At 67.0% G+C, this 23,388-nt stretch carries 22 protein-coding genes and 1 tRNA gene; 14 read left to right on the top strand and 9 right to left on the bottom strand.

Going from position 1 to position 23,388, the window contains the following annotated elements; all coding sequences use genetic code 11:
- Window positions 1-298 precede the first annotated feature (298 nt).
- Window positions 299-1,009: a GntR family transcriptional regulator gene (locus tag SI859A1_RS01210; RefSeq protein ID WP_009208061.1), complete on the top strand. Its 711-nt coding sequence runs from the start codon at window positions 299-301 to the stop codon at window positions 1,007-1,009.
- Window positions 1,010-1,103: 94 nt separating this feature from the next.
- On the opposite strand, the gene SI859A1_RS01215 is transcribed toward SI859A1_RS01210, so the two are convergent.
- From SI859A1_RS01215 to SI859A1_RS01225, 3 genes are all read right to left on the bottom strand, one after another.
- The gene (locus tag SI859A1_RS01215; RefSeq protein WP_009208062.1) at window positions 1,104-2,273 is read right to left on the bottom strand and encodes a fumarylacetoacetate hydrolase family protein; all 1,170 of its coding nucleotides are present in this window, start codon (window positions 2,271-2,273) and stop codon (window positions 1,104-1,106) included.
- Window positions 2,274-2,415: 142 nt separating this feature from the next.
- Window positions 2,416-3,333: an amidohydrolase family protein gene (locus SI859A1_RS01220; protein WP_009208063.1), complete on the bottom strand. Its 918-nt coding sequence runs from the start codon at window positions 3,331-3,333 to the stop codon at window positions 2,416-2,418.
- 91 nt (window positions 3,334-3,424) lie between these two features.
- Window positions 3,425-4,390, bottom strand: coding sequence for an NAD(P)-dependent oxidoreductase (locus SI859A1_RS01225; RefSeq protein ID WP_244401115.1), 966 nt, complete (start codon window positions 4,388-4,390; stop codon window positions 3,425-3,427).
- Between the two features lie 88 nt (window positions 4,391-4,478).
- Between SI859A1_RS01225 and SI859A1_RS01230 the strand changes: the two genes are divergently transcribed.
- The 5 genes from SI859A1_RS01230 to SI859A1_RS01250 all read left to right on the top strand — a co-directional run bounded on the left by SI859A1_RS01230 (window position 4,479) and on the right by SI859A1_RS01250 (window position 8,609).
- Window positions 4,479-5,477: a TRAP transporter substrate-binding protein gene (locus SI859A1_RS01230; protein WP_040324959.1), complete on the top strand. Its 999-nt coding sequence runs from the start codon at window positions 4,479-4,481 to the stop codon at window positions 5,475-5,477.
- Between the two features lie 66 nt (window positions 5,478-5,543).
- Window positions 5,544-6,125, top strand: a complete 582-nt coding sequence (locus tag SI859A1_RS20100; protein WP_050767395.1) for a TRAP transporter small permease — start codon at window positions 5,544-5,546, stop codon at window positions 6,123-6,125.
- Between the two features lie 28 nt (window positions 6,126-6,153).
- A complete protein-coding gene (locus SI859A1_RS01240; RefSeq protein ID WP_009208067.1) occupies window positions 6,154-7,434 on the top strand; it encodes a TRAP transporter large permease in 1,281 nt (426 codons plus the stop codon).
- Window positions 7,435-7,539: 105 nt separating this feature from the next.
- Window positions 7,540-8,031, top strand: a complete 492-nt coding sequence (locus SI859A1_RS01245) for a DUF3429 domain-containing protein (RefSeq protein WP_050767396.1) — start codon at window positions 7,540-7,542, stop codon at window positions 8,029-8,031.
- Between the two features lie 98 nt (window positions 8,032-8,129).
- Window positions 8,130-8,609, top strand: a complete 480-nt coding sequence (locus SI859A1_RS01250) for a TspO/MBR family protein (RefSeq protein WP_009208069.1) — start codon at window positions 8,130-8,132, stop codon at window positions 8,607-8,609.
- A gap of 25 nt (window positions 8,610-8,634) precedes the next feature.
- On the opposite strand, the gene SI859A1_RS01255 is transcribed toward SI859A1_RS01250, so the two are convergent.
- From SI859A1_RS01255 to SI859A1_RS01270, 4 genes are all read right to left on the bottom strand, one after another.
- Entirely contained in the window at window positions 8,635-9,981 is a 1,347-nt protein-coding gene (locus tag SI859A1_RS01255) for a TadE/TadG family type IV pilus assembly protein (RefSeq protein WP_009208070.1), read from the bottom strand.
- A gap of 150 nt (window positions 9,982-10,131) precedes the next feature.
- Entirely contained in the window at window positions 10,132-12,876 is a 2,745-nt protein-coding gene (locus SI859A1_RS01260; RefSeq protein WP_050767397.1) for an ATP-binding protein, read from the bottom strand.
- Between the two features lie 104 nt (window positions 12,877-12,980).
- Window positions 12,981-14,177 carry an EAL domain-containing response regulator gene (locus SI859A1_RS01265; protein WP_009208072.1) on the bottom strand — a complete coding sequence of 399 codons (1,197 nt, stop codon included), beginning with the start codon at window positions 14,175-14,177 and terminating at the stop codon, window positions 12,981-12,983.
- 419 nt (window positions 14,178-14,596) lie between these two features.
- Window positions 14,597-14,686: transfer RNA gene (locus SI859A1_RS01270), tRNA-Ser, on the bottom strand.
- Window positions 14,687-15,034: 348 nt separating this feature from the next.
- Between SI859A1_RS01270 and SI859A1_RS01275 the strand changes: the two genes are divergently transcribed.
- The 4 genes from SI859A1_RS01275 (at window position 15,035) to SI859A1_RS01290 (ending at window position 18,454) form a co-directional block, all read left to right on the top strand.
- A complete protein-coding gene (locus SI859A1_RS01275) occupies window positions 15,035-15,328 on the top strand; it encodes a hypothetical protein (protein ID WP_148233692.1) in 294 nt (97 codons plus the stop codon).
- 34 nt (window positions 15,329-15,362) lie between these two features.
- Window positions 15,363-16,034, top strand: coding sequence for a peptide-methionine (S)-S-oxide reductase MsrA (gene msrA, locus SI859A1_RS01280; protein ID WP_009208073.1), 672 nt, complete (start codon window positions 15,363-15,365; stop codon window positions 16,032-16,034).
- A 339-nt stretch (window positions 16,035-16,373) separates the two neighbouring features.
- Window positions 16,374-17,369 (top strand): BMP family lipoprotein, encoded by a 996-nt coding sequence (locus tag SI859A1_RS01285; protein ID WP_009208074.1) that lies wholly within the window; start codon window positions 16,374-16,376, stop codon window positions 17,367-17,369.
- A gap of 143 nt (window positions 17,370-17,512) precedes the next feature.
- Window positions 17,513-18,454, top strand: coding sequence for a nucleoside hydrolase (locus tag SI859A1_RS01290; RefSeq protein ID WP_040324963.1), 942 nt, complete (start codon window positions 17,513-17,515; stop codon window positions 18,452-18,454).
- A 19-nt stretch (window positions 18,455-18,473) separates the two neighbouring features.
- Here SI859A1_RS01290 and SI859A1_RS01295 read toward each other — a convergent pair whose 3' ends face one another.
- Both SI859A1_RS01295 and SI859A1_RS01300 read right to left on the bottom strand, forming a co-directional pair.
- On the bottom strand, window positions 18,474-18,695 hold the full coding sequence (locus tag SI859A1_RS01295) for a SlyX family protein (protein ID WP_024351583.1): 222 nt from the start codon (window positions 18,693-18,695) through the stop codon (window positions 18,474-18,476).
- Entirely contained in the window at window positions 18,692-19,144 is a 453-nt protein-coding gene (locus SI859A1_RS01300; protein ID WP_009208076.1) for an acyl-CoA thioesterase, read from the bottom strand. The genes SI859A1_RS01295 and SI859A1_RS01300 overlap by 4 nt, the downstream gene beginning before the upstream one ends.
- 159 nt (window positions 19,145-19,303) lie before the next feature.
- Between SI859A1_RS01300 and SI859A1_RS01305 the strand changes: the two genes are divergently transcribed.
- The 4 genes from SI859A1_RS01305 to SI859A1_RS01320 are packed head-to-tail and all read left to right on the top strand — an operon-like array spanning window position 19,304 to window position 23,388.
- Complete coding sequence (locus tag SI859A1_RS01305; protein ID WP_009208077.1) at window positions 19,304-20,836, top strand: ABC transporter ATP-binding protein; 1,533 nt, start codon at window positions 19,304-19,306, stop codon at window positions 20,834-20,836.
- The gene (locus SI859A1_RS01310) at window positions 20,833-21,270 is read left to right on the top strand and encodes a VOC family protein (RefSeq protein ID WP_009208078.1); all 438 of its coding nucleotides are present in this window, start codon (window positions 20,833-20,835) and stop codon (window positions 21,268-21,270) included. Before SI859A1_RS01305 ends, SI859A1_RS01310 begins: the two co-directional genes overlap by 4 nt.
- Window positions 21,271-21,277: 7 nt before the next feature.
- Entirely contained in the window at window positions 21,278-22,420 is a 1,143-nt protein-coding gene (locus SI859A1_RS01315) for an ABC transporter permease (RefSeq protein WP_009208079.1), read from the top strand.
- Window positions 22,420-23,388, top strand: a complete 969-nt coding sequence (locus SI859A1_RS01320) for an ABC transporter permease (RefSeq protein ID WP_009208080.1) — start codon at window positions 22,420-22,422, stop codon at window positions 23,386-23,388. The genes SI859A1_RS01315 and SI859A1_RS01320 overlap by 1 nt, the downstream gene beginning before the upstream one ends.

Consider the following 23,388-nt stretch of genomic DNA (forward strand, 5'->3'; position numbering starts at 1 on the left):
ACGAAACCTCGATGCGACGGCTATTATTGGCATACAATGGAGTTGGTGCGACGGCGATCGGGCGTGGTATGGCGTGTCTCGGATGCTCGTGCCCCTCGAAAGATCGCATCTGGACCGTCTTTGCGTGCCATGCGGTCTGCCACTTTGGTGTGGAGCGCCGCCTGCGGCGACGTGAACGCCGCGAACCGTGCTATGCTGGGTGGCAAATGCACGGGCCCGACCCCGGCAAACGGGCATTCACGGATGGGGCCGAACCGCGGGAACGCGGCGCAGGCGGACAAACGGCAACAGAGCGACGATGACCAAAACGCAATCCGCGGTGGTAACCGCGTTTCCCCGCCGGGTCGATGCGACCCCGTCGCAGGATCTGAAACCGGCCCTCGTCGCCAATCGCATTCGCGAAATGATCCTGGAAAGCCAGCTTCTGCCGGGCGAGCCGGTGCGCGAGCGGGCCCTGTCGGAAATCCTGCAGGTGTCGCGCACGCCGCTGCGCGAGGCGCTGAAGATCCTCGCCTCGGAAGGGCTGGTGAAGCTGCATCCGCGACGCGGGGCCACCGTGGCGGTGCTCGGGGCCAACGACGTCCGCCATCTCCTGGAATTTCTCGGCGGGCTCGAGGCCTTTGCCGGCAAGCTGGCATGCCGCAATGCGACGCCGGAGGAATTGCGGGAGCTGCGGGCGCTGCATCACGAGATGCTGGCGTCCTATCTGCGCGGCGATCGCATCGGCTATTTCGACCGCAATCAGCAGATCCACCAGGCGCTGGTGCGCTGCGCCATGAACCCGGTGCTGGCCGAGCACCACAGGGTGGTGAACGCCCAGCTCTATCGCATCCGCTACGAGTGCAATCTGAAGACCAACCGCTGGGAGGCGGCGATCAAGGAGCACGAGGCGATCCTCGACGCGCTGGAAGCGCGCGACGAGGCGGCGATCGAAAAACTCCTGGAAACCCACGTCCTGAAGGCCTTCGACCTGATGCAGGCGGCCGGCGACTTCGCCAAGGCGAAATAGCCGGGCCGCAGGGGCAGGGTCGATCAGGGCCAGCCTGCTGGAGCCGGACACCGAGCCGGCCGGAGTGTCGCCCCGGACCGGCGGGTGAGTCTGGTCAGGCGCGCGCGGCACCGATGAGGCCGCGGGCGGCCAGATTGCGCATCAGCTCCGTGATGCCGAAGGTCCACTCGGGCGCCTTGTCGGTATGGGTGACCGTGTTGACCAGCCGGCCGAGGCGCGGGCTGGCGATCTCGACCGTGTCGCCCAGCTTGTGGGTGAAGCCCTGGCCGGCCACGTCGCGGTCCTCGACCGGGGCGAAGAGCGTGCCGAGGAACAGCATGAAGCCGTCGGGATACTGGTGGTGGCGGCTGCAGGTCTGGGCGACGAGATCCAGCGGATCGCGGCTGATCTCGCGCATCGAGCTGCGCCCTTCCAGAACGTAGCCGTCGGTGCCGGTGACCGTCAGGTCGAGCTCGGCGGCGCGCACGTCGTCCATGGTGAAGCGATCGTCGAACAGCCGGATCAAGGGGCCGATAGACGAGGAGGCGTTGTTGTCCTTGGCCTTGCCGAGGAGCAGCGCGCTGCGGCCTTCCACGTCGCGCAGATTGACGTCGTTGCCCAGCGTCGCTCCGACGACCTCGCCGCGCGAATTGGCGGCCAGCACGACTTCCGGCTCCGGGTTGTTCCAGGCCGAGGAGGGCAGGATGCCGATCTCGGCGGCATGGCCGACCGAGGACAGGACCGGCGCCTTGGTGAAGACCTCGGCATCCGGGCCGATGCCGACTTCCAGATATTGCGACCAGTAGCCGCCCTTCTGCAGGACTTCCTTGGCGTGGCTCGCCTCGGGTGACCCGGCCTTGATGTCGGAGAGAGCGCCGCCGATGACCGCGGCGATCTCTTCGCGGATCGCCTTGGCGCGGGCGAAATCACCCTTGGCGCGTTCCTCGATGACCCTCTCCACCATGGAGCGGGCGAAGGTGACGCCGCAGGCCTTCACTGCCTGCAGATCGCAGGGCGCGAGCAGATGCGGCTTAGTCGAATCCGACGGCGAGGCCGACAGGATCTCTTCGGCCGACCAGCTCTTGCCGCCCGTGGCGCTTGCAAGGCGGGCGACCGGATCGTTGGTCTCGAGAAGCTCGGACATGGTCGCGGCGATCGCCGAGACATCGACGAAGCGGTCGCCCTTCAGGACGACGACGGTCGGGCCGGAGACTTCGGGATCGTGGATGCGGCCGACGAGAACGGCGTCGCCATGGTCGGCGGGAAGATAGTCGGACAGTGTCATGGCGGGCTTCCTGTTGGCGGCGGGGCCGGCGCGAATGCGCGTCGGCGATGGCCGGTAGGGATCACATCGGGCGTGGCCTGCGCAACCCTTTCGGGCGGTGTTTGCGAGGCTTTGGCGACGCGGTACGTCGCCGGGCTTGTGGTCAGGCGAAGCGGTAGAGCCGCCGGGCGTTGTCGGCGAACAGGGCGGCGCGCTCGTCGCGGGAGAAATCCGCCGTGATCTGCGAGAAGCCCCCGAAGATCGTGCGGTAGGAGGCGACGAGGCTGTCGACCGGGAAGTTGCTGGCGAACATGCAGCGCGCAACGCCGAAGGTCTCGATGGTCGTCAGCACGATCTCGCGGTTGCTCTCGACGGTCCAAGGCGCGCCGGGCACGCCGAGGCCGGAAATCTTCACGGCGGCATTCGGCACTTCGGCGACGCGTCTCATCGCCGCCGCCCAGGCATCCAGGCCTTCGCGGCTGCGGTTGGAGGGCAGGCCTGTGTGGTTGAGGATGATCTGCGTATGCGGGAAGGCGGCCGCCAGATCGGCGGCTTCCGCCAGATGCCACCAGGGCGTCTGCAGGTCGAAGGACAGGCCGTGCGGTTCCAGCAGCGCGAAGCCGCTCCGCCAGTTCATGTCGCCCATCGATCCGGGCGCATCGCGCACCACCGCATCCGGCGTGCTGGAGGCCTTCGGCTTGTGGCGGATGCCGCGCACGCGGGGATACGCGCTCTGGCGCGCCAGAACGTCGCCGACGTCATCGGCATCGAGCCAGGCCTGGCAGACCACGGCATCGGGAAAGCCGTTCGCCTCTGCGACGCCGTGGATCCAGGCGGTCTCGCCGACCGGGTCGCCCGGGTCCCATTCGGTCTCGATATAGACGCTGCCGGCAATCGTCAGCCCGGCGGTATCGCGCCGATAATCATCGGGCATGTAATCGCGCCGGATGGCGCTGTAGTCGCCATAGCGAAACGGGATCGGCGGCGCATCGCACAGCCAGGGCAGGTAGTTCTCGCTGATCTTCCACAGATGATGGTGGGCATCGACGATGGCGAGGTCGTCGAGAAGGGGCGCGTCCATGGCGGTCTCCCGTGAGGCTGGCGAAGGGCATGGCCGCCGGCGATCGAAGGTCCGGATCGAACCCCCGATGCGCCGTCGGCGTCGCGAGGCGTCAGGCCTTGCGACCGACCTCGGGAAGGAGCTTCACCACGGCCGCGCCGTCAAGCTCGCCATCGCCCTGCGCGACCAGCATGCGGAACATGGTCATGGCCTGGGCGCTCATCGGCAAGGCGAGATGCTGGGCCTTGGTGGCCGAATGCAGCATCTCGAAATCCTTCAGGATCTGGCGGGCATAGCCGCGCGGCGCGAAATCTTCCTCGACCATGCGCGGATAGATCGCCTGCAGGACGGCCGAATTGCCAAGGCCCGGCTCCAGCGCGTGCGGGATCTTGGCGGCGTCCACGCCATAGGCCTGCGCCAGCCGCAGCGCTTCGGCGGCGACGCAGTAATTGGTCAGGCACAGGACCTGGTTGACCAGCTTGGTCGCCTGGCCGGTGCCGATGGCACCCATATGGGTCGCGCGGCCAAGCTGCTCGAGCATGGGTCGGGCCGCTTCCGCCGCCTGCTCGGAGCCGCCGAACATGATCGCCAGCGTGCCGGTCTCGGCAGCGCCCGGACCGCCGGAGACCGGGGCGTCAACGAACCGGCCGCCGACCGCTTCGATCGCCGCGGCGACCTGATGTGTCACCGCCATCTCGGTGGTCGAGAAGTCGACGACCGTGCGGCCCGACAGCTTGCGCGAGGCGACGAGGCCGTCCGCGCCGGTGACGACGGACGCCACCGCGTCGCTGGTGGTCAGGCACAGCGCGATGATGTCGGCCTCGGCGCACAGAGCGGCCAGCGAACCGGCCGGCTCGACGCCCCAGGCGGCGGCGGCCGAAACCTTCTCCGCCTCGCGGTCGTGGCCGATCACCCGATAGTCCAGTTCGCGCAGCCGCTTGGTGAAGCCGCTGCCCATCAGGCCCAGACCGATGAATCCGATCGTCGTCATGTTCCGTCCTCCCCATGTGCGCCCGCCTTGCCAGCGCGACGCGAAAACCTGCCGGCCCGAACGTCCTCCGCTCCGGGCTAGGCAAATCTAATTTGGTATGCCAGAATTCTCTAGTCCGTTGGAGGAGCCTTTGGCAAACGGACGGGGGACAATCGTCAATTCGGGAGGAAACGACGTGTCATTGATCAAGAAACTCGCTCTGGGGCTTGCTGCCTGTGGGTTCTCGCTTGCTGGCGCCACGGCCGGCGCACAGGCCATGGACCTGCGTTACGCCCATGTGGGCTCGGAAGGTGACATCCAGCATTGGTATGCGGAACGTGCGAAGGAGCGCATTCCGGAGGCGACGGAGGAGCGCGTCACCGTCACCGTATTCCCGAATTCGCAGCTCGGCGGCGTGCAGGAACTGATCGACGGCGTCCGCAGTGGCTCGATCTCCATGGGCCACCATGAATTCGCCTCGCTGGCGCAGCTCGTCGACGACATCGCGGTGTTCTCGGCACCCTTCGTCTATCGCGACGGCGCCCATGCTCTGGCCGCCACAGATCCGCAGACCTCCGACGTCATGCAGGAATTCAACGAGCAGCTCGTCGAGAAGGGCGGGATGCGCATCATCGGCCGGCTGTTCCGCGGCGCCCGGCAGATGACCGCCAATCAGGCGGTCAGGACGCCGGCCGATCTGGAGGGCAAGCCCTTCCGCGGCGTGCCGCTGCAGCTGTGGACGACGATGGTCTCCGGCTTCGGCGCCATCCCGACCCCGGTCGAGGTCAGCGAGCTGCCGACCGCCCTGATGACCGGCATGGTCGTCGGTCAGGAAAACCCGCTCACCATGATCAACGCCAATGGCCTCTACGAGGTGCAGACCCACGTCATGCTGACCGGCCACATGCAGAACGTGCTGCCGGTCTTCATCAACGAGGATGTCTGGCAGTCGATCGACGAGAAGGACCAGACCGCAATCCTGGAAACCCTCGACACACTGGCGGACGAGACCCTCGAAAAGGCGATGACGGCGGAGAAGGAGCTCGTCGGCGAACTGACCGACAAGGGCATGACCTTCATCACCGAAGCCGACGGCCTCGACATCGAGGCCTTCCGCGCCGGCGTCGACGCACAGGTCGCCAAGGACTTCCCGAGCTGGGGTCCGTACATGGAGCGCATCCGCGCCATCCAGTAGGCCACGATCGACAACCCGCGAACCCCTGCCGCCTGCCGGTGGGGGTTCCCTGCCGTGGATTGTGCCATGAGCGATCTCAATTCAAACGACTATCTCGACGTCACCCATGCCGATGCCCGGGTGGGCACGGCCGACCGCGTTCTCGAACCGGTCCGGCGGGTGTTCCGCGCCGTTTCGGTGCTGCTTCTGGCGGTGATGATCGGGCTGCCGGTGCTGCAGGTGGTGCTGCGGCAGTTCTTCTTGCGACCCTTCATGGGCGCCGAGGAACTGGCGCGGTTCATGCTGATCTGCGTGGTGTTCGTGACGCTGCCCTATGTCGTCTCGTCCGGGGCCTCGATCCGCATGGAAGAGGTGCTGTCGGCCCTGCCCGAGCGGCTGCGCCGGGTGCTGCGTGTCGCGATCCCGGCCACCGGCGGCCTCGCCTTCGCGGTGGCCGCGACCTCGGTCGCCATCGCCACGCTGCGCAATCTCGACAATGCGACGCCGACGCTGAACATCCCCTACTGGATCTTCTTCGCGTCCGGCTTCCTCGGTCTGACGCTGGCGGCCGTCGAATGCGCGCTGCAGACCCTGAAGGCCTGGCGTCATGACCCCCTCTACGTGACCTTCGCGCAGGAACAGCCGAGCGAAGACGTGGTGCACATCTAGGGCCACGCGCCCGCACGAGGCCTATTCGATGAGCAGTTTCGCAATCCTGGGCGGCTTCGCGCTGTCCTTCCTTCTGGGCTGGCCGGTGGTGCTGGCCATCCTGATCCCGTCGGTGCTGTACGTCCTTCTCGGCAACATCCCGATTGAGCTGATCGGCCAGCGGATGAGCTACGCGCTGGATTCCTTCCCGCTGGTGGCGGTGCCGATCTTTATCTTCGTCGGCAATCTGATGAACCAGGCCGGCATCACCGAGCGCATCTTCAAGTTCGCCGACACGCTGGTCGGCCGGGTGCCAGGCGGTCTCGGCCAGGTCAACGTCGTTTCCAGCCTGATCTTTTCGGGCATGAGCGGCGCGGCGCTCGCCGATGTCGGCGGCCTCGGCAAGATCGAGGTCAAGGCGATGGCCGAGCGTGGCTTCGACCGCGGCTTTGCCGGCGCCCTGACCGGCGCCTCGGCGGTGGTCGGCCCGATCTTCCCGCCGTCGATCCCGCTGATCATCTACGGCTCGGTGACCAGCGTCTCGATCGTGCAGTTGCTGCTCGCCGGCATCATTCCGGCGATCATGTGCGTGATCCTTTTGATGATCACCGTGGCGATCCTCGCCTATCGCCACGACTTCCCGCGTTCGGAGCGGTGGCCGACCCTGCGCGAACTGGGCACCGACTTCGTGCCCGCGCTGCCCGCCCTGATGACCCCGGTGCTGCTCGTCGCCGGCATGTTGCTCGGCTACTTCACGCCGACGGAAGCGGCGGCGGTCACGGTGGTCTACGTGCTTCTGATCAGCGGTCTCGTCTATCGCACGCTCACCGTCGAGCATCTTCTGAGCTCCGCCTACGAGACGGTGAAGAGCAGTTCGGCCATCCTGATCATCGTTGCCGCCGCGTCGATCTTCGGATGGATCCTGGCGATCGAGCAGATCCCTCAGATGGCCGCCCGCTGGCTGCTGACCGTCAGCACCGACCCGCTGATGCTGCTCCTGGTGGTCAACATCCTGTTGCTGATCGTCGGCATGTTCCTGGATTCGACCACGGCGACGCTGCTGGTTGTGCCGATCATCGCGCAGCCGCTGCACATGGCCGGCGTCGACCCGGTGCATCTGGGCATCGTGACGATCTTCAACCTGATGCTGGGCCTCCTGACCCCGCCGATGGGTCTGGCGCTGTTCCTGCTCAGCGACATCACGCGGGTGTCGATGCGGCAGATCCTGATCAAGATGATGCCGCTCTATGTGCCGCTGGTGCTGACGCTGGTCATCCTGACGGTGTTCCCGGAAGTCTCGCTCTGGCTGCCGAAGATGATCCGCAACTAGGCGGCGTATCCACCGCCGAACGGCAACCAGGCACCGCACGTCTTCGACCCTGCCGGAACCCGGCGGGGTCGTTGCCGTTTGGCCCTCGCAATGGAAAGGGCCGACATGGACAGCCGCGAGCGCAGGAGTGGGAAGCGGGCGCGGTCGCCCCGGATCGACCGGCTGTTCGTCTATGGGGCGATGCTGCCGCTGCTCACCGGCGCGCTGATTCTGTGGTTCGCGCCGGAGGCCCAGTCCTTCCTGGCGCTGAATCTCACCCTGTTCTGGGGCGCATCCGTGCTGATGTTCGTTGCCGGCGTGCGGCGCGGGGCGAGCCTGCGCCAGCCGGGCGGTGCGGCGATTGCCGAGATCGTCGTCATGATCGGGCTGTTTCTCGCCGGCGTCGCCAGCCTCGTGGCGACCATCTGGGCGTTTCCGCTGGCCGCCGCGCTTCTGCAGATCGCCGGCTTTGCCAGTCTCGGGATCCTCGACCGAATCGCCGCACCCAACGACGACGGGCAGCCGTCGGTCGAGCGGTTGCGGCCGTTGCAGATCTGCGCTCCGATCGCGGTGATTGCCGCGGTGGCGATCTGGATCTGGCGGAGCCCGTTTCTCTAGACAATCCGTCGCGGATTTCCGTGATCCGCACCACCTATATCCGGTGGGCGTCCGCCCCTGCGGATGGCGCCACGATCCAATCCGATCGGGAGATCATCATGAGCCTTGCGGCGATCGCCAGCCTTCTCGTCTTCATCGCCATCGTCGCGGTCGTCGCCATCAGCGGCGTGGTGTTCAAGCCGGGGCCCTGGTACGCGCGCCTCGACAAGCCGGGCTGGACGCCGCCGAACCTCGCCTTTCCGATCGTCTGGACACTTCTCTATTTGATGATCGCGGTGGCCGGCTGGCGGGTCTACGAGGCCGCCGGCCTGGTGGCGCTGCCTTTCGCCGTCTACGGCCTGCAGCTTGTCCTCAACGCCGCCTGGTCGGGCCTGTTCTTCGGCCTGCACCGGCCGGGTCTCGCCTTTGCCGACGTCGTGGCGATGGCCGGCGTGATCGCCGTGAACATCGCGCTGTTCGCGCCGATCGATGCGATCGCGGCCTGGCTGTTGGTGCCGTATCTGGCATGGGCCGGGCTGGCCGCGTGCCTCAATTATTCGGTCTGGCGTCGCAATCCCGGCGCGTTCGCGGACGCCTGAGACAGGCTCCCGTCGCAGCGGGGGCTTACTTGCTGAGTGCGATATTGCCGCCGACCGGGCCGACGCCGGCCGGGACCGGCACGTCGGAATCGGCGTAATTGGCGTTGAGGACCAGTTTCACGCCCGAGGTGACGGTGATCTTGTCCGCAATGAGCGCCGTCCAGTCCGAGAACTCGCCGACATTGGACTTGCAGCCGGGCGAGCCCGTATCGGCCGTATCGTCGGCGGCGGTGATGTCGCACTTGCCATCGGCATTCTTGTCGCCGCCGATGGTGAGCTCGTCATGGGGCAGGTAGATCGTGCCGATCATGCGCCGGGCGTTGGCGCTTTCGATCTTGAAGCTGCGGCCGCTGTCCTTCTCGCTGTCGGCATAGATCAGGATGCCGGCCATCGGCCCGTCCTTCGCGGCCGACAGGGAAATCGACGAATCGTTTTTCAGATCGAGGCTGGACGTCTTGCCGATGAAGACGAGGCTGACATCATCGCCGGTGATCTCGGTCCCCTTGTGGAGCTTCACCTGAGCGTCCCAGAAGATGTAGGTGCCGGGCCGCAGGGTGATCTTCGAGCCGCTGACCTGGAGATTGCCGCAATAGGTGCCGGGCCACAGGATCTGGTTGTTGTTCGAGATCTTCTGGTTCTTGTGATCGCATTTCGTGGGGACCGGCGGAATGCGCGAGGACAGGGGATCGCTGACAGCCGGGCAATCGGTCAGCGGCAAGGGTTCGTAGTTCGACTCGATCCCGTCATAGCCGCCGGAGGAGCAGGCGAGTTCGCTCGAAAGCTTCGCCACCTTGGTGACCGACAGGCCGCTGGGGTCGATCGAGTTGGAATAGACCGCGCAATCGGCCGCCTGGACCTGGGCATTGCCCGAAATGTCGATGGCCCTTTTGCCTTCGCCGGTCAGGCCGATCATGCAGATGCGGCCGCCGCCGGCGATGCGGGCCGTGGCGCTGGCCGTCAGCGCGCCGATCGCACCGGTCAGGTCGGGCATGGGCAGCGACGTGCCGAAATCCTTGTTGAGGGTGACCGTGACCTCGGTGGAGATCGCCGATTCCGCAGCCGTCGCATCCGATCGGCCGCCGATCTTGACGTCGATCGAGACGCCTTCCGCCTGATTGCCGAGATTGGTCATGGCAAAGGAATAGGCGACGCTCTTCAGCACCTCCGGCCGGCTGTTGGCCATGTAGAGTTCACGCGCGGCCGCCAGTGCCGCGCTGTCGGCGGCGCTTTGCAGGCGGGAATGGGCGGAGTGGGCGGTCGACAGGTTGACGACGCTGCCCATGATGAAAATCAGGAGCGGCGCGAGCAAGGCCACGATCGTGGCGACATTGCCCTGGGTCGAGGCTGCGAAGGCATTCAGACGCTGCGTCATGTCATGCCTCCTCTGTCAGGGTGCCGGTCGTGGTGAGATGACGAATTTTTCTTAGCTCACAAGCCTTTAGGACGAGGTGAATCCGGCGTTTCGCATTTGAGCTTTCGCGTGTCCAAGGATGCGTCCGGGCGGTGGTGTCCCGGACCGCCTTCATGCCGACTGCTCGGCTGGATCGGCGTCCGGCGTTATCGCGATCGCCGCCAGGGCGGCATGACTGTCGGCCAGTGTGGCTGTGATGTCGTCGAGCATGCCGGGCGCGATCGGCTCGCCCGCCTGGGCCGCCGCCTCGACCGCGCCGCAGAACCCGGCTGCACGGGCGGCACCGGCGCTGTTGCACATGGATTTCAGCGCGTGCGCCAGCCGGGCCGTATCCTCGCTGCCCGTGGCGACGGCCTCCCGGAGGTCGGCGAGCGCCTTCGGCGCGTTGGCCGCGAACAGGCCGACGATCTTCTGCAGAACCGCCGGACCGCTTCGCTTCACCAGCGATGCCAGCATGTCCAGAGTTGCCGGATCGAGGAGGGGACCGCTCGCAGGGGCCGAGGCGTCGGTGGACGGGCCGTCCGGCTTCGACCCGGGCTGGTCGCTCGCCGGGCGGGTGCCGGCAAAGTCGCCGAGGACCCGCGAGATCTGGGGGATCGTGAAGGGCTTGGTCAGATAGGCGTTCATGCCCGCGCTCTGCCACTCGCCAGCGCTGCCCGGGTCCTTGTGGGCGGTCAGCGCGACGATGGTCGCGGGCTGGCGGCCGGCATGCCGCTCGCCCTCGCGGATGAGGCGCGTCGCGGTGAAACCGTCCATGCCGGGCATGGAGCAGTCCATGAAGATGATGTCGTAGGCGTCGCGCTCGCTCATCGCCACGGCGGTCTCGCCGCTCTCGGCCAGCGCCGCGGTGACGCCGAGCGTGGCCAGGGCTTCCTTCAGCACCTCGCGATTGACCGCGACATCGTCCACCGCAAGGACGCGCAGGCCGGACATGTCGGGCAGTATCGCCGCGGTCTCCATGGCCGGCGTGTCGTCGCGCAGGGCCGCAAAATCGCCGGTCGCGAGCGCCTGCACCAGATGATCGATCTCGCTGCGGCGCAGCGGCAGCGCCATGGCCCCCGCGACCGTGATGTCGGCGCTCTCGCCCTCGGCGATGCGGGCGTCGCTGGCGCGCAGCACCACGATCGGCCCATGCGCGGTGAAGGAAGCGGTCGCCAGATGCGCCTCGCGCGTCAGGACCAGCGCCGGGGAGGGGCCGGTTGCGTCGCCGCGCAGAACCGTGGCGCCGCGCCGGGTCAGAAGGGTGGCGGTCGCTTCGGCGGTGATCGGGTCGGCGTCGAGAAGCCGGATCGTGCGGCCCGAAAGGCTCTGCGGCCGGAGCGCGGGGCGGTGGATCTCCAGCGCGACCTCGAAGCCGAAGCAGGAGCCGACGCCTTCCTCGCTGGTCACCCGCACGGTGCCGCCCATGGCCTCCACCAGCTGCTTGGAGATCGCGAGACCCAGGCCGGTGCCGCCGAACTTGCGGGTGATCGTCTGGTCGGCCTGGGTAAAGCGGCCGAACAGCTTGCCCAGCTTGTCGGCGGGAATGCCGATGCCGGTGTCGCGGATGGTGAACCCCAGCATCGGAGGCCCACCGGCGTCCTCGGCCGCAACGCATTCGACCGCGATGGTGACGCCGCCGGTCTCGGTGAATTTCAGGGCGTTGTTGACGAGGTTCGTCAGCACCTGGGAGATGCGGACCGGATCGCCGATCACCTCGGCCGGCACGTCGACGTCGATCATCGTGGCGATCGACAGGGATTTCTCGCGCGCCTTTTCGGCGAACAGGCTGGCGACGTCCTCGACCAGGGTGTCGACCGACAGCGGAATTTCTTCCAGGTCGAGCCGGCCGGCCTCGATCTTGGACATGTCCAGAATGTCGTTGAGGATGTTCAGGAGCCCGCGCCCGGAGCGCAGGATGATCTCCGCGTGACGCAGATAGCGGCTCGGGATCGGCGCCGCCGACAGCATCTCCGCCATGACCAGCATGCCGTTCATCGGGGTGCGGATCTCGTGGCTCACCGTGGCGAGGAATTCCGACTTCGCGGCATTGGCCCGCTCGGCCTCGTCCTTGGCGCTGCGCATTTCGGCTGTGCGCAGGGTGACCGTGTCCTCCAGCGTTTCGCGGTGGCGCTGCAGCAGCCGGTCGCGTTCGTCGATGCGGGCAAACATGTCGTTGAAGGCCCCGGAGAGAACGCCGACCTCGTCGTTCGAGACCACCCGCAGTCGCTTCGACAGGTCCGAACGCTCGCCGATATCGGCGAACTCGCCTGCGAGGGCACGCAGCGGATTGATGATCCGGGCGATCCGCACCCAAGCAACCAGAACCGTCACCGCGAGGACGGATGCCCCGACCAGGAGCGAGATCAGGAGATTGTGGAGATACAGGCCGCGCAGCCAGGCGATGTCGGCATGGATGGCGATCGTGCCGACGACGATGCCGCCCTTGCGGACGGGAGCGGCCCCGGTGATCGTGTCGGCGAAGAACACCGACGTCAGCGTCCCGTCGCCGAGACTGCGATCGGTGCTGACGAGGGCTTCCGAGGTTCCGATCTCGGCCACCGTCCGGCCCTCGGAATCGGCCGCGCTGGCGTAGCGCACATGGGCCAGGTCACGGATCCCGCGCAGGACCTCCAGCGTGCCGCGGCGGTCGTTCTTGGCGATGGCATTGGAGGCGGCGGCGGCGAAAGCGGCGGCCGAGCTCTTCAGGCGGTCCTCTTCGGCGGTGACCGTCTGGCGGAAATCCTGGAAGACGAAGAAGCCCACCGTGCTGGTGACGCCGACCATGACCGCCAGCACGACGACCAGCGACAGGCGGAACCCGAGGGAGCGCCAGAGTCGGACCCGCGGGGCGGGGGCCTGTCGTGATGCGGGCATGGGTCTATCCTGCACGCAAGCTCTGGCGCCACCGTGATCGCGGCAGCGTCACGGCCGGACAGGCCGGCCCGGCAGCGCAACCGGTTTGTCGCCCGGCCACCGGGTCAGGCCGACCCGAACCGGCGCGAGGCATGCGCGAAGTCGGTGAGGACGAAGGCGTCGGCGGCGGGCAGCGGCTTGCTGTAGAGATAGCCCTGGACGATGTGGATGCCGGCCTCGCGGACGATGGCGAGCTCCTCGCTCGTCTCGACCCCCTCGGCCACCACAGCCATGCCCAGATCCTTCGCCGTGATCGCGGTGTTCTCCAGGAAACGCCGCGAGATGCGGTCGTGGACGCAGGCCTGGACGATGGATCGGTCGACCTTCAGCTCGCTGAACGGACACAGGCGCAGCAGCGCGAAATTGGCGCTGCCGGTGCCGTAATCGTCGATCGAGACGCCGAAGCCCGCCATGCGCGCCCGCGTCAGGATCTCGATCATGTCGGTCATCGAGCTGGGCAGGGCGGTTTCGGTCAGCTCGAAGGTGATGCCGGACGGGGCGAGGTCGCGCTCGGCCGCCAGACCGAACAGCGCCGGCATGACATGGGGCACCTCGATGATCCGGGCATCGAGATTGATCGAGACGCGGCGCGTGACGCCCTTGGCCCGCCATGCGGCGATGTCGTCCATGACCCGCGTCGCGATCTCGATGGTCAGGGGGGGAAGGTCGGCCTCGCGAAGACCGGGATGGAAGACCGCCTGCGGCCCCAGGATCTCGCCGCCGACGGTATCGAGACGGATCAGCGCCTCGAGGCCGGTGACTTCCAGCGAGACGAGATCCACCTGGGGCTGGTAATAGGGCAGCAGCGTTCCGCGCGCGGTGGTGGACGCTGCGCCGCTGGCCGGGCCCCTGGCAGGCTTCTGCGTCTGCGAACGGGCCTCGCAGGTCTCCAGGAGCGCAACGAAATCGGCTGTCCGGATCGGCTTCTTCAGGGAGCCGCAGATGTGCACGCCGAGCATCTCGCCCATGCGGCGAGCCGCGTCGAGAATGGCCTCGGATTCGCCGCTCGACAGCAGCACGGCGCCGCCATAGCCCTGCTCGCCGAGGCTGCGCAGATAGGCCAGGCCGTCCATCTTCGGCATGTTCAGGTCGAGCACGATGACGTCGATCGGATGGCGTGCGGCACGCAGCGCCGCCAGTCCCTCGACGCCGTCGCAGGCCGTCGTCACCGTATGGTCACCCAGGGACAGCACGACGCTCTCGGCCACTGCGAGAAAGACGGGGTCGTCGTCAACGACGAGAATATGATGCGCAGTCGCCATGAAGCCTCCTGGGGACCGCTAACATCCCAGCCGGGAACGAAAAAAACGGTTACCAGAGCAGGGCAGATGCGCGATTGTCCGACGGAAAGGTCAGGTATTTGCCAGCCGGGTATCGATCGGACCGCGTGGCCAGGCAGGGATCGTCACGTGGGCGCTGGCCGAGGGCCCGCCGCCTATGCCGGTTCGCGATGGCCGTCGGCGAGGATATTCAGGCTCGCAAGGCGTGGGGCAAAGAACAGGGACTACCCCTGTAGCGGATGAAGTCCCGCAAGGGCAGGTCCAGCGCCGTCGTTGTATCCTGTCAGCGATGTCGCAACTCGACATGACACGGTCCGCCGGGCTTCTCTTGCGTACGTCGAACCGACGGCGCGCGACGGCGCAGACTATGGCTGTCCGGTTCTGAAGATGAGTCGGGAGAATGGCGGTGAGAGAGGGATTCGAACCCTCGATACGGTTTCCCGTATACACGCGTTCCAGGCGTGCGCCTTCAACCACTCGGCCACCTCACCAGATGTTCGAGGCTACAAACGGGCGGTCTGGCCGTCTGTGACGCCTGAAAGGCGACCGGGCCGGAGCGCACCAAATCAGTGCGTTCGCGGCCCTCTCGAACGGCGCGGACTATAGCCAGAACGCTTCGCGGTTCAAGAGCCGATTTCGCCAAACCGTGATGCGGCCTTCCGTCGGTCGCGATTGTGCCGGCGCGTCAGTGCTCCCACCTATCCTCAGTGGGCCATTCGAATGTGCTAGTCTCGCCGTCACGGCTGCTTCGCCGCAGGCTGTCGGCATGATGGGTCGAGATGACGGGCCGGGCCGCCGGAAGCGCGAAGCGGGCCACGGAACGATGCGAGGGAGAGACGATGCGATTGTTGCTGCGCCTGATCGGAACGCTGTTCCTCTGCGTCTGCGTGGTGTTCGCCGTCGGCGACATCGCCCGCAGCCTGGCGGCCGAGACGGCGCGGCTTCTGACTGTCGCCGAGGCGCTGGCCCTGATCGGCAGCAGCCTGCCGCCGGCGACCGACAGCGCGACGCTCGCCACGGCGACCCGCGAGATCGGCGGCTGGTCCGTGGCCATCACCGCGGGCGTCGCCGGCCTCGTCTTCCTCGTCCTCGGCCGCACGCCATGGTCCCGGCGCCGGCCTTCGCCGCGCTGACCGGACCGCCAGAAACGACAGCTAGGAGCAGACCATGTATATTCTCGACATGTTTTCCAAGAAGATGAAGCTGCCGGGCGCCGAGGATGCGCTGCCGGGCCGCGATGCGCCGATCGAGACGGCGGAGACCCATTTCGTCAATGGCGAGGCGCTGAAGGGCCCGTTCGCCGACGGGCTGGAGACGGCGATCTTCGGAATGGGCTGCTTCTGGGGCGTCGAGCGCAAGTTCTGGCAACTGCCGGGGGTGGTGGTGACGGCCGCCGGCTATGCCGCCGGCACGACGCCGAACCCGACCTACCAGGAAGTCTGCACCGGCCAGACCGGTCACAACGAGGTGGTGCTGGTGGTCTTCGATCCGTCCAAGATCAGCTACGAGGCCTTGCTCAAGACCTTCTGGGAGGGCCACGATCCGACCCAGGGCATGCGCCAGGGCAACGACATGGGCACCCAGTATCGCTCGGGCATCTACCTGACCTCCGAGGATCAGCGGGCCGCCGCCGAGGCGTCGAAGGCCGCCTACCAGAAGGCGCTGACGGCCGCTGGCCACAAGGGGACGATCACCACCGAGATTCGCCCCGCCGGCGAGTTCTACTATGCCGAGGGCTATCACCAGCAATATCTGGCGAAGAATCCGAGCGGCTATTGCGGTGTCGGCGGGACCGGCGTGTCCTGCCCGGTGGGTCTCGGGGCAGAAGCGGCGCAATAGGCGCCGGCGGCGTGGCCGAGGTCGTGCACGAGCCATCGGTCGCTGCGGCACTTCGGGATCTCGTTCGTCGCCGGAGTGGCGGTTGGAGCGTCTCGGCATGGGTCCTCGGGTCAAGCCTGAGGATGACGCTGCGGATGGGGGCGTAGGAATCGCGTGCCGCGGCGCAGGGCGATCTGTCCGGTGCAGTGGCGGCGCGTACACCAAGTGATTTGAATCCGCGTGATTTCCGGCTTCTGCCGTGTCAGTCTTCGGGCCAGACGCGGGGCTGTCCCAGCGCCGCGAGCCAGACGGGTCCCAGGGCCTGTCGCCACCAGCCCATTGCAACAGGGATCCGATCACATGAAACAGTTCCTGGCCGGACTTCTGGCCGCCACGCTCCTTTCGGCTTCCTCGGCCTCGGCCGCCGATTTCGCCCCGGCGCTTCTCTACGACCTCGGCGGCAAGTTCGACAAATCCTTCAACGAGGCCGCCTATAACGGCGCCGAGAAGTACAAGGCCGACAGCGGCACCGAATATCGCGAATTCGAGATCACCAACGACGCCCAGCGCGAGCAGGCGCTTCGCCGGTTCGCCCGTGACGGCGCCAGCCCGATCATCTCGGTCGGCTTCAGCCAGGCCGCGGCGCTGGAAGCGGTGGCCAAGGAATATCCCGACACCCAGTTCGCCATCATCGACGCCGTCGTCGACGCGCCGAACGTCCAGTCGATCCTCTTCAAGGAAGAGGAGGGCTCCTACCTCGTCGGCATCCTGGCGGCGATGAAGTCGGAGACCGGCACGGTCGGCTTCGTCGGCGGCATGGACATTCCGCTGATCTCGAAATTCGCCTGCGGCTATGCCGGCGGCGTCAAGTCGGTGAAGGCGGACGCCAAGGTCCTGGAGAACATGACCGGCACGACGGGCGCGGCCTGGAACGATCCGGTGCGCGGCGGCGAACTGACCAAGTCGCAGATGGACCAGGGCGCCGACGTCGTCTTCCATGCTGCCGGCGGCACCGGCATCGGCGTGCTGCAGGCCGCGGCCGACGCGGGCAAATACGGCATCGGCGTCGATTCCAACCAGAACATGCTGTTTCCCGGCCACGTCCTGACCTCGATGGTCAAGCGCGTCGACACGGCGGTCTACACGACCTTCGAGGACGCGGCGAAGGGCGAGTGGAAGCCCGGTATCGTGACCCTCGGCCTCGAGAGTGACGGCGTCGCCTATGCCCTCGACGAGCACAATGCCGATCTGATCACCGAGGAGATGAAGGCCGCCGTCGACCAGGCGCGGCAGGACATCATCGACGGCAAGATCGAGGTGCACGACTACAGCACCGATTCCAGCTGCCCTTACTGATCCCTCGCGTCGTCGTGGCATGATCGAAAGGCGTCCCGTTCACGGGGCGCCTTTTTCGTATCGGGGCTCGGTACCTGCACGCTTTCGCCGTCCGGCGCGCGGTGCTATCGGCGGGCCGCGGACAACGGCGAAGGACAGGAACGATGACCCAGAAAGTAATCTTCGACACCGATCCCGGCCAGGACGACGCCGTTGCCATCCTGACGGCGCTCGCCTCGCCGGAGGAGCTCGACATTCTCGGCATCGTCACCGTGGCCGGCAACATTCCGCTGTCGTTGACCACGAAGAACGCGCTGAAGCTGCTGGAGCTGGCCGGCCGGCCGGAGATCCCGGTTCATGCCGGCTGCGAACGGCCGATGCTGCGCCCGCTGGTCACCGCCGAGCACGTGCATGGCCAGACCGGCCTCGACGGGCCGGACCTGCCGGAGCCGACGCTCACGGCGCGCGAGGGCCATGGCGTCGATTTCCTGATCGAGACGATCCGCGCCCATCCGGCCGGGACGATCAGGCTGATGGCGCTCGGCCCGCTGACCAATCTCGGCGTCGCCTTCACCAAGGCGCCCGACATCGCGGCGCGGCTGAAGGACATCGTCCTGATGGGCGGCGGCTGCTTCGAGTGCGGCAACATCACGCCGGCGGCCGAGTTCAACATCTATGTCGATCCCGAGGCCGCCGCGATCGTCTTCGCCAGCGGCGCGGCGATCACCGTCCTGCCCCTCGACGTGACCCATTTCATGCGCTCGACGCGCGCCCGGATCGCCGGCTTCGGCGATCTCGGCAACAGCTCGGGCGCCGCGGTCGCGGCGATGCTGAATTTTTCCGAACGCTTCGACGTGGAGAAATATGGCTGGGAGGGCGCGCCGCTGCACGATCCCTGCGTCACCGCCTTCGTGCTGCGCCCCGACATTTTCACGGCGCGCCCGGTCAATGTGGAGGTCGAGACCGGCAGTCTTCTGACCCGCGGCATGACGGTCTGCGACTATTGGGGCGTCACCGGCCGGCCGCAGAACGCCCATTGGGTGCGTTCGGGCGATTCCGATGCCTATTTCGCGCTTCTGACCGAGCGGATCGCCCGGCTGCTGTAACGTCCGGCCGGGCCGCCGCCTAGTAGTGCGGCGGCTTGGTGTTTTCCGGGCGCGGCATCGCCACGTCCTCCAGCGCCTCGAAGCGGTCGCCCAGCGAGCGCAGGCTGCGCTGCATCCGTTCGATCGCCGCGGAGGCCCGCTGCAGTTCCTCCGACAGATCCTCGATCATCTGCGCCTGGTGGGCCGCCATGATCTCCAGATCCTCGATCCGCTTTTCGTTGCCGTCGTCGGTCTCGCTCATATGGTCAGCTCCAGAAGCCTGTTGCGCAGCCGGTCGTCCAGCGGGGCCGGGCGGCGGGTGTGGCGGTCGACATAGACATGGACGAAGAACCCTTCCGCCGCCGCGGTGTCGGCCTCGCCGCGAAACAGCCCGACTTCGTAGCGCACCGATGAGGTGCCCAGCCGGCCCACCCTTATGCCGGCCGTGACCGGGTCGGGGAAGGCGAGTTCGGCAAAGTAGCGGCAGCTGGTCTCCACCACGAGCCCGATCCGGTCACCGCGATGGATGTCCAGAAGATCGTTGGCGATCAGCCAGCCATTCACCGCGCTGTCGAACAGGGCGTAGTGCACGACATTGTTCATGTGGCCGTAGATGTCGTTGTCCGACCAGCGCGTCGTCAACGGCACGAAGGCCCGGTAGGCCTCGCGTCGTCCCGGCCCCGGTCTGTCCTGTTGTCTGTCGTCCGGCATCGCCGCTCTCGTCCGTCGTCCCCGTTCGCCGACTCATCCCGTATGCGTGCCGCCAACGCAACGCCCGATCCGGCGATGCGGTGCGGGCCGCTTATGGACTGGCATTCACGGCCCCCGCTCTCTAAGCTCCGGCGAACGACGTCAGGCCAGAGAATCTGCATGCCCGATCCGGCGATCGAACTGATCGACATCGACAAAAGCTTTGGCGTGGTGCGGGCCAACAAGCGCATCAATCTGGCGGTGGAACGTGGCACGATCCACGGCATCATCGGCGAGAACGGCGCCGGCAAGTCGACGCTGATGTCGATCATCTACGGCTTCTACCAGGCCGATTCCGGCACGATCAAAGTCGGCGGCAAGACGGTGGACATCTCCGATCCGAACGCCGCCATCGCGGCGGGCATCGGCATGGTCCACCAGCATTTCATGCTGGTCGAGAACTTCACCGTGGTCGAGAACGTCATGCTCGGCGCCGAGCAGTCGCCGCTGCTGTTTTCCGGCATCGCCAGGGTGCGGGCCGAGCTGAAGCGGCTGGAGCGCGACCATTCGCTCGACGTCGACCCCGACGCCATCGTCGAGGAGCTTCCCGTCGGCCGCCAGCAGCGGGTCGAGATCCTCAAGGCACTGTATCGCGGCGCCGACATCCTGATCCTCGACGAGCCGACCGGCGTCCTGACCCCGGCCGAGGCCGACCACCTCTTCGCGGTGCTGCGGCAGCTGCGCGACGAAGGCAAGACGATCATCCTGATCACCCACAAGCTGCGGGAGATCATGGCGATCACCGACAATGTCTCGGTGATGCGGCAGGGCGAGATGGTGGCGACGCGCCGTACCGCCGATACCGATGTGGCCGAACTCGCCGAGCTGATGGTCGGGCGTCGCGTGCTCCTGACGGTGGACAAGGCGCCGGCCGCGCCGCGCGACGTGAAGCTGAGCGTGACGGGTCTGACGGTGCGCGACCGGCGCGGCGTCGTCATGGTCGAGGATGTGTCCTTCGACGTGAAGGCCGGCGAGATCGTCGGTATTGCCGGCGTCGCGGGCAACGGCCAGTCGGAACTTCTGGAGGCGTTGGCCGGTATCCGCCGGGCCGAAAGCGGCCGCATCGCCATGCTGGGGCGCGACATCGACCCCTCGCAGGAGGTCGATCCGGCCGAGATTCGCCGCATGGGCTGCGCCCATGTGCCGGAGGATCGCCACCATATGGGCCTCGTCCTGCCCTTCGAGGAAAACGAGAACGCCATTCTCGGCTACCAGGGCGATCCGCGCTTCGCCAAGGGGCCGCTGCTCGACCGCGACGCCATGCGCCGGGACGCCGAGGCCAAGATCAAGGCCTATGATATTCGTCCGCCGGACTGCCGGCTGAAGACCTCGAACTTTTCCGGCGGCAACCAGCAGAAGATCGTGCTGGCCCGCGAGATGGAGCGCGATCCGGACGTGCTGTTGATCGGCCAGCCGACCCGCGGCGTCGATGTCGGCGCGATCGAGTTCATCCACCGGCGTATCATCGAGATGCGAGACGCCGGCAAGGCGATCCTGCTCGTCTCGGTCGAGCTCGACGAGATCCGCGCCCTGTCGGACCGCATCCTCGTCATGTTCGCCGGCCGCATCGTCGGCGAGCGTAGCCCCGATGCCGGCGAAGGCGAGCTCGGCCTGCTGATGGCCGGGATCGAGGGCCAGGAGGCGGCGGAATGAGCGCGGCGCGGGTTTCCCTCGTCACGCTCGGCGTTGCCGATGTTGCGCGGGCCGTGGCCTTCTACGAGGCGCTGGGCTGGACGAAAGCGCCACAGAGCGTCGAATCGACGGCCTTCATGATCGGCGCGTCGATCGTCCTCGGCCTGTGGAATCGCGACGAGATGATCGCCGATGGCGGCGAGGGCGAATTGCCGGTGGGCTCCGGATCGGTGGCGCTGGCGGTGAATTTCGCCTCCGTCGACGCGGTCTCCGAGGCCTATGATCGGGCACTCGCGGCCGGTGCCCTGCCGGTGAAGCCGCCGGCAGAGGTCTTCTGGGGCGGGTTCTCCGGCAATTTCCGCGATCTCGACGGGCATCTGTGGGAATATGCCCACAACCCGTTCTTCAAGCTGTCCGACGACGGTCATCTCGACCTTCTCGCGAGCGACGAGTGACCCCCACATGAGCCGCCCCTACGCCAAGCTTCCGCCGTTGATCGACTACGGCCTGATCCCGCTGATCAATCTCGTCGTGGCCTTCGCCGTCGCCGGTCTCGTCGTCCTCGTCGTCGGCGAAAGCCCGGTCGAGGCCGCGGCGCTGATGATCCGCGGCGCCTTCGGCTATGGCGAGGGCATCGGCTTCACCCTCTATTACGCCACCAGCTTCATCTTCACCGGCCTCGCCGTGGCGGTCGCCTTTCATGGCGGGCTGTTCAATATCGGCGGGGAGGGGCAGGCTTATATCGGCGGCCTCGGCGTCGCCGCGGTGGCGCTGACGCTGGGCGGCATCCTGCCCTGGTGGCTGAATCTGCCGCTGGCGGTCGCCCTGTCCTGCGCCTTCGGCGCGGCCTGGGCCTTCATCCCGGCGATCCTGCAGGCCAAGCGCGGCAGCCACATCGTCATCACCACGATCATGTTCAATTTCATCGCCGCCGCGGTGATGGTCTATCTCCTCGTCGGCGCGCTGAAGCCCGCCGGCACCATGTCGCCGGGCACCGGTACCTTCGAGGCGGGCGGGCAATTGCCGAAGCTGAAGGAGCTGTTCGCGCTGTTCGGCTTCAATCTCGGCGGCGCCCCGCTCAACGTCTCGCTGTTCGTGGCGCTCGCCGCCGCCTTCTTCGTCTGGGTGCTGATCTGGCGCACGCGGCTCGGCTACGAGATCCGTACGCTGGGCTTTTCGCCGCGCGCCGCGCGCTATGCCGGCATGTCGCATACACGGCTGATCGTCGTGACCATGATGGTGTCCGGCGGGCTCGCCGGCATGATGGCGCTGAACCCGGTGATGGGCGACCAGTACCGGCTGCTGATCGATTTCCCCGGCGGCGCCGGCTTCGTCGGCATCGCCGTCGCGCTGATGGGGCGCGGCCACCCGGCCGGCATCATCCCTGCCGCCATCCTGTTCGGCGTCCTCTATCAAGGCGGGGCGGAACTCGCGTTCGACATGCCGGCGATCTCGCGCGACATGATCGTCATCATCCAGGGCCTCGTCATCCTGTTTGCCGGGGCCATGGAGAACATGTTCCGGCCCGGCGTCGGCGCGGCCTATCAATGGGTGCGGTTCCGCACCGCGGAGCCGGCGGGCGCCGATGTCGAGGAGTCCCGCTGATGGATGCCGGCGCCTGGATCAACGTCATCGATTCGACCATCCGGCTGTCCACGCCGCTGCTCTTCGCGGCGCTGGCGGGCCTGTATTCCGAACGCTCCGGCATTTTCGACATCTCGCTGGAAGGCAAGATGCTGATCGCCGCCTTCGCCTCGGCCTCGGCCGCGGCGGTCTGGGGCTCGGCGCTGCTCGGGCTGCTGGTCGGCGTTCTCGCCGCGACCGGCTTCTCGCTGATCCACGGCCTTGCCTCGATCACCTACCGCGGCAACCAGATCGTCTCGGGCGTCGCGATCAACTTCATCGCCGCCGGCCTGACCATCATCCTCGGCCAGGCCTGGTTCGCCCAGGGCGGGCGTACGCCGAGCCTGTCCGGCGACAGCCGCTTTGGCGCCATCGAACTGCCGGGGGCAGCCGTCATCGCCGACGTGCCGGTGATCGGCCCGATCTATGCCGACATCCTCTCCGGCCACGCGATCCTCGTCTATGTCGCCTTCCTGATGGTGCCGCTGACCTGGTGGGTGATGTTCCGCACCCGCTTCGGTCTGCGCTTGCGCGCCGTCGGCGAAAACCCTGCGGCGGTCGACACGGCGGGCATCTCGGTGACCTGGCTGCGCTACCGGGCGGTGATCATCTGCGGCATCCTCACCGGCTTTGCGGGGACCTATCTGGCGGTCGCGCAGGCGGCGGGCTTCACCCGCGACATGACCGCCGGCAAGGGCTACATCGCGCTGGCGGCGCTGATCTTCGCCAACTGGAAGCCGCTGCCGGTGATGCTGGCCTGCCTGCTCTTCGGCTTCCTCGACGCCATCTCGATCCGCGTCCAGGGCGTCGAGATTCCGCTGATCGGCGAGATTTCGGTGCAGTTCGTGCAGGCGCTGCCCTACATCCTCACCGTGATCCTGCTCGCCGGCTTCGTCGGCAAGGCCACTCCGCCCAAGGCCGGCGGCGTTCCCTATGTGAAAGAAAGATAG

The sequence above is a fragment of the Aurantimonas manganoxydans SI85-9A1 genome (assembly GCF_000153465.1).
GTDB lineage: Bacteria > Pseudomonadota > Alphaproteobacteria > Rhizobiales > Rhizobiaceae > Aurantimonas > Aurantimonas manganoxydans.